Source organism: Anaeromyxobacter sp. Fw109-5 (genome assembly GCF_000017505.1).
Classification (GTDB): Bacteria; Myxococcota; Myxococcia; order Myxococcales; family Anaeromyxobacteraceae; genus Anaeromyxobacter.
This window is the reverse complement of sequence record NC_009675.1, coordinates 2,943,479-2,955,200: the sequence shown is the minus strand read 5'-3', so window position 1 is coordinate 2,955,200 and position 11,722 is coordinate 2,943,479. Positions and strand designations below refer to the sequence as shown.

The 11,722-nt window shown below is 74.6% G+C and carries 7 protein-coding genes and 1 pseudogene; 3 read left to right on the top strand and 5 right to left on the bottom strand.

What is annotated here, in order from left to right:
- Positions 1 to 36: 36 nt before the first annotated feature.
- The 3 genes from ANAE109_RS13035 to ANAE109_RS13025 all read right to left on the bottom strand — a co-directional run bounded on the left by ANAE109_RS13035 (position 37) and on the right by ANAE109_RS13025 (position 3,878).
- The gene (locus ANAE109_RS13035; protein ID WP_041449159.1) at positions 37 to 522 is read right to left on the bottom strand and encodes a peptidylprolyl isomerase; all 486 of its coding nucleotides are present in this window, start codon (positions 520 to 522) and stop codon (positions 37 to 39) included.
- Positions 523 to 829: 307 nt separating this feature from the next.
- The gene (locus tag ANAE109_RS13030; protein ID WP_012097343.1) at positions 830 to 3,109 is read right to left on the bottom strand and encodes a glutamine amidotransferase; all 2,280 of its coding nucleotides are present in this window, start codon (positions 3,107 to 3,109) and stop codon (positions 830 to 832) included.
- Between the two features lies 1 nt (position 3,110).
- Entirely contained in the window at positions 3,111 to 3,878 is a 768-nt protein-coding gene (locus tag ANAE109_RS13025) for a DUF4159 domain-containing protein (RefSeq protein WP_012097342.1), read from the bottom strand.
- A gap of 212 nt (positions 3,879 to 4,090) precedes the next feature.
- On the opposite strand from ANAE109_RS13025, the gene ANAE109_RS13020 reads away from it, so the two are divergent.
- A complete protein-coding gene (locus tag ANAE109_RS13020; protein ID WP_012097341.1) occupies positions 4,091 to 4,753 on the top strand; it encodes a hypothetical protein in 663 nt (220 codons plus the stop codon).
- On the opposite strand, the gene ANAE109_RS13015 is transcribed toward ANAE109_RS13020, so the two are convergent.
- Positions 4,750 to 5,721: an RNA polymerase sigma factor RpoD/SigA gene (locus tag ANAE109_RS13015; protein ID WP_041448323.1), complete on the bottom strand. Its 972-nt coding sequence runs from the start codon at positions 5,719 to 5,721 to the stop codon at positions 4,750 to 4,752. The genes ANAE109_RS13020 and ANAE109_RS13015 overlap by 4 nt on opposite strands.
- A 233-nt stretch (positions 5,722 to 5,954) precedes the next feature.
- On the opposite strand from ANAE109_RS13015, the gene ANAE109_RS13010 reads away from it, so the two are divergent.
- Both ANAE109_RS13010 and ANAE109_RS24175 read left to right on the top strand, forming a co-directional pair.
- A complete protein-coding gene (locus tag ANAE109_RS13010; protein ID WP_012097339.1) occupies positions 5,955 to 7,997 on the top strand; it encodes a DEAD/DEAH box helicase in 2,043 nt (680 codons plus the stop codon).
- Positions 7,998 to 8,115: 118 nt separating this feature from the next.
- Complete coding sequence (locus ANAE109_RS24175) at positions 8,116 to 10,587, top strand: ATP-binding protein (RefSeq protein WP_012097338.1); 2,472 nt, start codon at positions 8,116 to 8,118, stop codon at positions 10,585 to 10,587.
- Positions 10,588 to 10,783: 196 nt separating this feature from the next.
- Here ANAE109_RS24175 and ANAE109_RS25795 read toward each other — a convergent pair.
- A pseudogene (locus ANAE109_RS25795) lies at positions 10,784 to 11,545 on the bottom strand (HNH endonuclease); the annotation flags it as partial.
- Positions 11,546 to 11,722 lie beyond the last annotated feature (177 nt).

Below are 11,722 nucleotides of genomic sequence, written 5' to 3'. Positions count from 1 at the left end.
TGACCTGCGCCGGGGCGGCTGCGGGCCGAGGCCGCGTCAGTGGTCGTGGCCGTGCGGCCCGTGCGCGTGGCCGTGCTCCCGCTCCTCGGCGGTCGCCTCGCGCACCTCACGCACCGTGACGTCGAAGTGAAGCGTCTTGCCGGCGAGCGGGTGGTTCAGGTCGATGACGATCTTGTCGGCCCGCACCTCGCGGATGACGAAGGGGACGGGCTCGCCGTCCTCGCCCTCCGCGGTGAGCTCCATCCCGGCCTCGGGCGCGAAGCCCGGCGGGAAGGCGGTCCGGTCCACCTCCTGGACGCCGCGCGCGTCGTGGTCGCCGTAGCCTTCCGCCGGCTGGACGGTGACCTGCCGGCGATCACCCGCGGAGAGCCCCTCGAGCGCCGACTCCAGGCCGGGCACGATCTGCCCCTCGCCGTGCAGGTAGGTGAGCGGCTCAGACGGCTCGGAGGCGTCGATCACCTTCCCGTCGCCGAGGTGGAGCGAGTAGTCGATTCCGACGACGGTGCCGTTCGCGATCTTCATGGATCGGAACATAACCCGGCGCGGGCCGGAAACAGCACGCGCCGGCCGCACCCGCGGCGAGCGGGCACGGCCGGCGCAGTCCGGGGCTGCAGCCGTGCCTGCGTCCCCGGAGAGGCGACTGGTGCCTGAACTCGACCCATGCAGTCGACGTGCCCGCCGCGATCGGTGATGGAGATCGTTGGCGCAACTGGCCGATATCACGCCAGGCCATGAACGCTCGCGCGCTGGAAGTCCTCGACGGCCGCCGCCCCGGGCGAAAGGGCTGCGCTGAGGATCGGCCGTCCGAAAGCTTTGCGGCCGGAGCGGACTACCAGTAGCCCCACCGGCGCCTCAGGATCCACTCGCCGGCGAGGATGGCGGCCAGCGCGGCGAGGTACCACCAGCGGTCCCAGATCGGCACGGACTTGCGCCGGCCGATCTCGACCACGTCGGCCTCCGCGAGCTTCAGGTCGGGAAGGTCGCCGCCCGGCAGCGCCGAGAACCCGCCGCCGGTCGCCTCCGCGAGCGCCGAGAGCAGCTCGGGTCGAGGCGCGGCGTCGGCGTCCTCGGGACCGGCGCCACGCACCGCCACCGCGCCGGTGGCGGTCTCGCCATCCCGGCCTCGCGCGACGATCTTGTAGGCGCCAGGGCCCGGGGGGACGAGCTCCACGCGCGCGACCCCGTCCTCGCCGGCGACCGCCTCGCCGCGCGCGACGCTCCGTCCGTCGTCGTCGACGAGCTCGGCGCTGACCCGCTCGCCGGCCGCGGGGCTCCAGTCCGGCCGGCGGGCGGCGATCCCGATCCCGACCGGCGCGCCGGGCTCCACCGCCGGCGCCTCCGGCTCCACCTGCAGCGGCGCGAGCCCCGGATCGCGCACGAGCCAGCGCAGCGCCTGGTTCCAGAAGCGGAGGTAGGCGCGGTTCCCCTGGCCCGACTCGGCGCGCAGGAAGCCCCAGCGCCAGGAGGCGTCGGTCGCGACCGCGAGCGTGCGGCCCTCGCCCACCTCGCGCACCGCGACGAGCGGCGCGGGGCGCCCGTCCACGAGCACGCCCGGCGCCTCGAGCAGCACGGAGGCGCCCGAGTCGCGCGCGAGCGCCCGCGTGAGGTTCACCGCCGTCACCGGCGGCAGGCCGCGCCAGGCGGTCTCGTTCGCGGCGTCTCCCGGGGCGAGGCTCGTCACGGGGTGGCGCTTGCCGTCGGAGGTGAGCCGCAGCGCGAGCTCGCCCTCCGCCATGGACGCCCCGTCCATCGGCGCGACGGGCAGGACCTCCGCGAGCGCGGTCTCGCCGTACCGTCCGTCCCCGAAGCTCTGCTCGCCGCCGACCATCGCGAGGGCACCCCCGCCCCGGACGTACTCGCGCAGCGCGGGGAGGAAGCGCTCGATCTCGAGCCCGCGGTAGGGCGCGTAGGCGAAGTTCACGAAGACCACGGCGTCGAAGGTGCGGAGCTGCTCGCCGAAGATCTCGGCGACGGGGAAGGGGATGAGCGAGAGGTCCTGCTGCGGCCCGGCGTCGTCCGCGTTGGAGCGGAGGATGAAGAAGCTCACGAGGTCGACGTTGGGATCCTGCTTGAGGAGCCCGCGCAGGAAGCGCACGTCCCAGCTCGGCCGGCCGGCGACGAGGAGCACGCGGACGCGGTCGCGGATGACGCGCAGGACGAACGAGCGCGCGTTGTTCTCCACCACCGCCTCGCCCGAAAAGACGGGCGCCGCCACCGTGAACACGAACGTGCCGGTCTCGTCGGGCGCGAAGGCGAGCGGGACCGTGTAGCGGTCGCGCCCGCGCTCGAGCCGGACCGTGCCGGAGGCGACGACCGCCCCCTCGCGGCGCAGCACGAGCCGGACCTCCTCGTCCGAGAACCCGCGGGCGCGGAGCGTCACCTCGACCGTGACGGTGTTCCGCACGAACGCGAACTCGTCCACCGCCACGCGCTCCACGGCGAGGTCCCTCGGGGCGCTGCGACCGACCGCCACCGCGTTCACGGGGACGCCGAGCGCGCGGGCCTTGGCGCGAGCCTCGGGGCCCAGGCCCTCCGCGAGGGCCGCGTTGTCGGCGCCGTCGGACACGACCAGCGCGCCGGCGAGGCGGCGCGTCGAGCCGCCCGCCCCCGAGGCGACCGCCTCGAGCGCGCCCAGGACGTCCGTGCGGCCGGCGCGGCCGGGCACCCCGCGGGCGGCCTCGGCCGGATCGAGGGGCGCGACGTCGCCGCCGAACGTGTACCACTCCAGATCCACGCGGTCCCCGAGCCGCTCGAGATCGGCGCGGTGCTCGGCCAGGAACGCCCCGGCCGCCGCGGAGCGCGGCTCGCCCTCCCGCTCGACCGGGAAGCCCATCGAGCGCGAGGCGTCGAGCAGGATGGCGAAGCGGTTGCGGACGCGCGCCGTCTGGAGGAGCTCGACCGCCGGCTCGAGCAGGAGGAAGATCGCGAGCAGCGCCGCCACGGCGCGAAGCGCGACGAGCACGACACGGCGGCCACGGCGCGGCTCGGAGCGCAGGCCGCGCAGGGCGAGCAGCACCGCGCCGGCCGCCGCGAGCGCGGCGAGCGCGACGGCCCAGGCCGGCAGGGGCGTGAGCGCGGTGAGCCGCCAGGCGTTGTAGCCGCCCTCCACGCTAGCTCCGCCGCCGCAGGATGAACGGGAGGTGCACGGCGTCGTCCTTGTAGTCCGTGCAGAGCGCGTACATCGCGAGGTTCACGCCGATGCGGAACGCCGTCTCCCGCTGCGCCTCTCCGCCGGGCGTGCACGGGTACTCCCAGTCGCCGAGCTCCGTCCGCGCCCACGCGCCGCCCAGGTCGTTCTGCGAGTAGACCACCGCGAGCCGGCCGTCGAGGACCTGCGCCTCGACCCAGGGCTTCACGAGGACGCGGCCGCCCTGGCGATCGAGCAGGTAGAAGCTCTTGTTGAGCACGTGCTCGCGGGGGACGGGCGCGAGCGGCGAGGCGGGCAGGACCTTGGCGAGCTCGCGGCGGACGGCTGCGTCGAACGGTCCGCCCTCGGCGCCCTCCGCGGAGTCCACGAGGAGGAACCCGCCGTACTGCAGGTGGCGGCGGAGCGCGGAGCGCTCAGCGTCGGTGAACGGGGGCAGGGTGCCGGCGCCGGCGAGGTAGAGCCACGGCCACCGGTGCAGCCCGGGCGCGGCGAGCCGCACCGGGACGGGCGCGCTGGCGGTCTCGATCGAGGTGCGGCGCGCGAGCTCCCACCCGAGCCTTCGCAGCGCGGAGGGGCGCGGGTTCCAGCTGCCGCCGTGCTGCACCTGCGCGAGCACGAGCTTGGAGCTGTCCGGGAGCGCGCGCCCTCGGCGCGGCAGGGCGGCGAGCGCCGCGGCGGCCGCCGCCGCGGCGAGGAAGGAGCGGCGCGTGGTTCGGGTCGGGCGGGGCATCGAGCGGCCGGATCTTAGGCCCAATTCACCGCAGGCGCCCGCGTAATCCGGCTCGGCGGGCGGGTTGGCGCGCGCTCCACCCGCTGCTACATTCGGGCACCCATGTCGCCGAGCGAGCAGGGCGGGAGCGCCCGGAACGGGCGCCGGCGCGGGGCGCCCCGGCGAGCTCGCCGGGGCGCCCGCGCGGTCTCCGGAGTGAAGGCGGGTCCGGCGTGAAGAGCGTCCTCGAGCTCGGCGCGCGGCTGCTCGACGCGGCCGGAGGCGTCACGCGCCTCGTCGAGCTCCTCCGTGGCCTCGGGCCCGCGCTCTCCGTCGTGACGGCGGGCGTGGGGCTCGTCGCGCTCACCATGGCGGGGCGCTTCCCGCGAGGCCTCGCCGCCGCCGGCGGAGCGGCGCTCGGCGCGCTCGCCGCCTACGCCTTCCGCGCGCCCCTCGCCCTGCACGTCGGCGTCTCGCTCGCGGTGGCGGCGCCGGTCGTCGCCGTCCTCGCGGGCGCCGTCTGCGCGCTCGCGCCGCTCGCGTTCCCGGTCGCCGCCGGGGCGTTGCCCGGCTTGATCCTGGGCCTGCGCGTGCCCATCGCCGGCCGCGCCGTGCTCGGCGGGGCGGTCGGCGCCCTCGCCGCCGGCGTCGTCGGGTTGCTCTTCGCGAGGCCCTTCGCGATCGGCTGCGCCTCCGCGCTGGGCGGCCTCCTCGTCGCGGCCGCGGGCGTGGGCCTCGCAGGGGATCGGCCGCTGGCGCGCGACCTCGCGGCGCACCCGCTCGCCGTCGTGGCGCTCGCGCTCGTGCTCGCGATCGCCGGCGCCGCCTACCAGCTCGCCCGCGGGGAGACCGCCGCGCGGGCGCCCGCGCCGCGCGAACCGCCGCGCGAGGCCTAGTCCTCGGGCGGTCCCAGCAGCTCGAAGTCGGGGATCTCCGCACGCAGGTAGTCTCGCAAGCGCGCCGTGAGCTTCGCCTCGATCTGCCGGGCGCGCTCTCGCGTGAGCTTGAAGCGGTCGCCGATCTCCTGGAGCGTGAGCGGCGCCTCTCCGCCGGCGGGCAAAAGCCGCTTGTCGAAGATGTAGCGCTCCTTCTCGTCGCGGATCGTCTTCGAGAAGGTCTCCAGCTTCTCGCGGAACAGCCGGCGCAGCTGCTCGTCGCCGAGCCTCTCGTCCGGGGCGTCCGCGCCGTCGCCGGCCACGCGGTCGAGCCGGGTCTGCCGCGAGCCGTCCTCGTCGCCCCGGAGCGGCGCGTCGAGCGAGAGGTCCTCGCCCGCCATGCGCGCCGTCATCTCCTCGACGTCCTTCTCCTCGACGTCCAGGTTCTTCGCGAGCAGTCGCGGCGTCGGCTCGATCCCGCGGGCGAGCAGCTTCTCGCGCTCCTTGGCGAGGTTGAAGAACAGCTTGCGCTGGGCCTGGGTGGTGCCGAGCTTCACCATCCGCCAGTTCTCCATGATGAACCGGATGATGTACGCGCGGATCCACCACGCGGCGTAGGACGACAGCTTCACGCCCTTCCACGGATCGTACTTCTTGACCGCCTGCATGAGCCCCATGTTGCCCTCCTGGACGAGGTCCAGGAGCTGGAAGGCGGTGCGGCGGTACTCGTGCGCGATCTTCACCACGAGGCGAAGGTTCGACGCCACGAGCCGGTAGGCCGCGTCCACGTCGCCCGTCTCCCGGTAGCGCACCGCCAGCTCGTGCTCCTCCTCCCGCGAGAGCAGCGGGTGGCGCGCGATCTCGGCCATGTACGCGCGGAGCGGGTCGTAGCGGACGAGCCCGCCCGATCCGGCCTCGCGGTCGGCGCGCGGGGGCAGGCGGGGGAGCGGACGGGGGGAGGCCTCGTCGTCGGGCGGGGAGTCCGGCATGGGGTCTCGAGGGCGCTGCCAGGAATGCCGGCGCGCGCCCGCCGTTGTGTTATATGACCTGCGGCGCCGCGTGCAAGAACTGCGGCGCCGGCACCGGCGCATGGCGGGTCCTCGCGGAACGGCGCGGGTCCCGGTCCTCGGACCGGGACCGACGCGGTCCCTTGCGAGATGCCGCCATGCGCCGCTCAAGAGCCGCCCTCGACACGGTCGAGGCGCGAGCGGGAGTAGGACGCATGGAGAACTTCTCGGAGGGGGCGCCCGCGGCGGCGCCCTCGGATTACGTTTCACAGGCCTCTTTCGACGAGCTCGGGCTGTCCGAGCCGGTGCGGCGCGCCATCGCCGAGCACGGCTACGAGCGGCCCACGCCGGTGCAGGTCTCGACCTTCCGCCCGGTGCGCGACGGCAAGGACGTCATCGTCCGGTCGAAGACCGGCACCGGCAAGACCGCCGCGTTCGCCATCCCCATCCTCGAGCGCATCGCCGATGGCCGGCGCAGGCCGTCGGCGCTGGTGATGTGCCCCACCCGCGAGCTCGCGATCCAGGTGGCCCAGGAGTTCACCGCGCTCGCGAAGCACCGCGACCTCTCGGTCGTGGCGGTCTACGGCGGCGCGTCGATGGGCGAGCAGCTCCAGAAGCTCGAGGCGGGCGCCGAGATCATCGTCGGCACGCCGGGCCGCATCTACGACCACATCCGCAGGCGCACGCTGAAGCTCGACGAGACGATGGTGTGCTGTCTCGACGAGGCCGACGAGATGCTCAACATGGGGTTCTTCGAGGAGGTGACCCGCATCCTCGACAACCTCCCGAAGGACTGCCAGCAGCTGCTCTTCTCGGCGACGGTCCCCGCGGACATCGAGCAGATCATCCGCGACTACCTCACGGATCCCGAGACCATCCTGCTGTCGGGCGACGAGTACTCCGTCGAGAACATCCACAACGTGATGTACCCCGCGGTGGACGCGTACCCGAAGCCGCGGAACCTCCTCTACATGATCGAGATGGAGGAGCCGGAGACCGCGATCGTCTTCTGCAACACCCGGAACGACACCTCGCTCGTCGCGGCGGTGCTGAACCGGAACGGCTACGACGCCGAGCTCCTGAACGGCGACCTGCCGCAGAAGGAGCGCGAGCGGGTGATGGCGAAGGTGAAGCGGGGAGAGGTCCGCTTCATGGTCGCGACCGACATCGCCGCGCGCGGCATCGACATCTCCGATCTGACGCACGTCATCAACTACTCGCTGCCCGAGGACCCGGCGGTGTTCCTCCACCGGGTGGGCCGCACCGGCCGCATCGGCAAGAAGGGCACGAGCCTCTCCATCGTGTCCGGCGCGGAGATCCACACGCTGACCGCGCTGCAGAAGAAGTTCGGGATCGCGTTCGAGGAGAAGAAGCTCCCGACGCCGGACGAGGCGCGCCGGCTCTGGACCGATCGTCACGTGGTGGAGCTGAAGGACGCGATGAGCGCGTCCATCTTCGAGGCGTTCATCCCGCTCTCGCAGGAGCTGAGGAACCGCCCGGACGGCGAGTACCTCGTCGCCTTCGCCCTCAAGTACTTCTTCACCCACCACCGGATGGAGCGCGCCCAGGACCGCGAGAAGGCGGAGCACAAGCGCGAGGAGCACGAGCGCCGCGAGAAGGGCGAGGTCAAGCGCGAGGGTGGCCGGCGCGAGACGCGCGGGCGCGATCGCGACCGCGAGCGCCGCGGCGACCGCGACCGAGCCGGGCGGGGAGAGCGCGCAGAGCGCCCCCGGGCCGAGCACCGCGAGCGCGGTGAGCCGGCCGCGGCGGCGCCCGAGTCCCCCCCGCTCGCCGCTGCCCCGGGAGCTGAGGCCAGAGCCGAGGTCGAGGTCGAGGTCTCGGCGAGCGCCGCCGAGGCGCGCGAGGGACGCCGGACGCGACGTGGGCGCGGCGCCCGCCGTGGCGGGCCGCAGGGCGAGAACGGCGCGCCGGCGCCGGGCGAGGACCCCGGGAACCCCTGCTCGCCGGAGGGCGTCGCCGACGTCGCGGGCGCGAACCCCGAGCAGCCGGAGCGGCTGCAGCGCGCCAGGATCTTCCTCTCGCTGGGAGAGCAGGACGGCGCCGACGAGGCGCGCGTGCGCGAGCTGCTCTCCTCGGTCGCTCCGGGGCTCGAGCCGCGCACCATCGAGGTGCGCAGGACGCACGCCTTCCTCGACGTCGCCCCCGAGGTGATCGAGGACGCCGTCCAGGCGCTGAACGGCAAGGAGTGGGGCGGCAAGACGCTGACCGCCGAGCGCGCCCGGCGCAGGCGCCGCTAGCGTCCGTCCGCTCCGGTCGACGACGAGCCGCGCCGACCCGGCCCCCTGCCTCGGGGGACGAGCGGCCGCACGTCCAGTGTCGTACGATGCCTCCTCACCTGCCGTGCGGGGAGGCGAGATGGCCCTGTCCACAACCCCCGAGCTCCTCCGCGAGCTCGCGATCCTGTACCACCGCGTGGCGGAGCTGGAGCGCGTGGGTGGGCTCAGGCCGGGCGAAGGCGCGCCCGAGGGCCTGCAGCGCCGGGTGGACGACCTGGGGGCCGGGCTGCACGCCGCCCTCGCGGCCTTCTCGGACGACCTGCTCGGCGTCCTCACGCCTGCCGGCGACCTGCTGTTCGTGAACGACGCCGTCGAGCGGCTCGTCGGCTATCGGGCCGACGAGGTGATCGGGAAGAACGCCTGGTCCTTCGTGGACGAGGAGGACCTCGCGAGCCTCGCCAGCGCCCGCTCCACGCCGCTCGACGACGCCATCCCCATCGAGATCCGCGTCCGCTGCGCCGACGGTCGGCTGCGCTGGTTCGAGTTCTCCGCGCGGCCCTGGCCGCGCGACAACCCGGTCTACATCGTCGCCCGGTGGCGTGACGCGCAGGGGCGGCGCGAGCCCGCCTCCCGGGAGGACGACGCGCGACGGCTCGACGCCGAGCTCCGCCGCGCAGCGGCCCTGGCGCGCGTCAGCCAGCTCGCGCTCGGGCTCCCCTCGGTGCAGGACGTGCTCGACGCGGCGGCCTCGCTCGCCCCGAGCGCGCTGCAGCTCGAGGCGGGCGCGTACCTCGAGCCCGAAGGCGGCGGGCTGGTCGTCCGGGCGGCCGCCGGCATCCCGGTCCCTCGCGGCCATGCCGTGCCGGTCGTGATGACGCTCGCCGGCCTCGCCCGCGCCGGAGGCGCACCGGTCCACAGCGCGGACGTCGTCCGCGACGGGCGGCTCGCCGACTCGTTGCTCGCGGCGGCCGGAGCCTCGTCGGCCATCGCCGTTCCGGTGCGCGGCAAGGAGCGCGCCCACGGGGTGCTCCTCGTGGCGGGTCGCACCTCCCGGCACTTCGCGCCGGACGAGATCCACTTCCTGGAGACCGTCGCGAACGTGGTGGCGACCTCCGTCGACGGGCGCGCGGCCCAGGAGGCGATGCGCGGGCGCGAGCGGCTGGCGCGCGCCGTGTTCGACCACGCGCGCGACGGGCTCGCCATCGTGGACGCCGAGGGGCGCTGCCTCGACGCGAACGCGGCCGCGGAGCAGATCCTGGGCACGACCTTCGACGCGCTCCGCGGGCACCGGCCGGCGGAGGTGGTGCGCACCGATCTCGATCTCGCCCCGCGCTCCCCGCGCCAGGGCGAGGCCACCGTGACGACCGCGAGCGACACGCGCCTGGTGGAGTGGGACGTCGTGCCGGACATCCAGCCGGGCGTCGCGCTGGCGATGCTCCGCGACGTCACCTCGAAGCGGGAGATCGCGACGCGGCTCGCGCTGGCGGATCGACTGATCTCGGTGGGCGCGCTCGCCGCCGGCGTCGCGCACGAGCTCAACACGCCGCTCGCGTACGTCGCGGCGAACCTCGAGTACCTGGCCGGTGCGGTCCCGCCGCTCCTGGTGGAGCGCGCGGGCGCGGAGATCCGCGAGGCGCTCCAGGAGTCGGTCGAGGGCGTGGAGCGGCTGGGCCTCATCCTGCAGGATCTCCGCACGTTCGCGCGCCCCGCGGCGGGCGACGACGACGGCCCGGCCAACCTGGAGGCGGTGCTCCGCTCGTCCGTGGCGATGACGTGGAACGAGATCCGGCACCGCGCCCGGCTCGAGAAGGACGTGCGGCGGGTGCCCCCCGTCCACGGCAGCCCGGCGCGGCTCGCGCAGGTGTTCGTCAACCTGCTCGCCAACGCCGCCCAGGCGATCCCGGAGGGCGACGCGCAGTCGCACGTCATCCGGATCTCCGCGCGGGAGCAGCCGGGCGGGCGCGTCGCCGTCGAGGTCGCGGACACCGGCTCGGGGATCTCCCCGGCGGTCCTGCCACGCATCTTCGAGCCGTTCTTCACGACCAAGGTGGCCGGGCAGGGCACGGGGCTCGGGCTCAGCATCTGCCGCAGCATCGTCCAGGGGCTGGACGGCCACATCGAGGTGAGGAGCGCGCCGGGGAACGGCACCATGTTCCGGGTCCTCCTGAGGGCGGCCGACGTGCAGCCGGCGGCCTCCTTCGGGCGCGGGCCCGGGCGCGCCCCGGCGCCCGCCGTCCCGCGCAGCAGCGTCCTCGTGGTGGACGACGAGCGATTGATCGCCGCATCCCTCCGGCGCGTCCTCGCCGCAGATCACGACGTGACGGTGGTGTCCTCCGCGCGCAGCGCCCTGCGGCTCGTGGAGCGGGGCGAGCGCTTCGACGCGGTCCTCACCGACCTCGTCATGCCGGACATGACCGGCCTCGAGCTGCACCGGCAGCTCCTCACGCTCGCGCCGGAGCTCGAGAGGCGCGTGCTGTTCATGACGGCCGGCGCGTTCACCGAGGAGGCGCGGCGCGCGACCGAGATCGCTCCGGACGCCTGCCTGGAGAAGCCCGTACGGATCGACGTGCTACGCGCCGCGCTCGCCCGCGTGATCGGCGCGCGGGGATGATCGGTCGGGTCGAAGGGCCCGACCCCGACCTCGACCCCGACCCCGACCTCGACCCCGACCCCGACCCCGACCTCGACCTCGACCTCGACCTCGACCTCGACCTCGACCTCGACCTCGACCTCGACCTCGACCTCGACCTCGACCTCGACCTCGACCTCGACCTCGACCTCGACCTCGACCTCGACCTCGACCTCGCCAGCTGCCAGCGGCTGTTGCAGCGCCGCCCGTCCGGAGCGACCCAGGCGCAGCGTCCGCCGTCGCGCTTCCAGACCTCGCGCCGCACTATCGCCGGGATCGTGCCCGTGGGCGCGGCGCGCTCGGCAGAGGGCCGTGGGTCCCCGTCCGCTTTCCGCTGCCGCTCCGGCGCGATCGCGCCCTTGCGCTTGCCGTGCTTCTCGACGGCGCAGCGGATGGCCTCGCGGAGCACCGCCGCGAGATCGCCGTCCGGGATCTTGTGCGAGAGCAGCGCGGCGAGCGTCTCGAGGTCCTCCTTGCAGGACGCGTCGATGGTGACCCGCTGCGACCAGCCGCTCTCGCTCACCGCGCGGGTCTCCGCCCGCGCCTTCGGGCGAGGCGGGTCGAGTGGGGCGGAAACCGTGGCCGGCGACCCACCAGCAGCCGCCCGAGGCACGGGGAGCGCCTCCTGCGGCTCGGCAGGTCGGGCATGGACTGTCGCCAGCGGCAGCGCCGGGGCGCTCGCGGCTGAGCCGCGGTCGGGCAGCTTGCGCACGCCCGCCCGCGGAGCGGTGCGCGCCTGGAGCGAGGCGACGAGGTGATCCACCTCGGCCTTGGTGCGGTAGGCGGCCCGGGCGACGAGGTCGGACAGGTTCCATGGTGCACCTCCTGTGCACCCTTCGTAACACGCGATTTCGGCCCCTTCGGAAACGCACCAGGATCGCGCCTGCGCCGTTTTCCGGGCCCGCCCCTTCGCCGTCCACGCGGCGCGCCGGACGCGCACGGCGCTGCCTGCGCTCGCGAGGAGCGTGCTCTCGACGTGCCGAGGACGTCGAAGCGCGTTTCGCCTCGAACCTCGTCAAGAGGGCAACGTTCACCCACCGCAACTGGGACTTGCGTGGCTCGCAAGAGCTATCGCTGGAGACAGCAAGGACTACGAGTGAATACCGCCGTCGGCCGA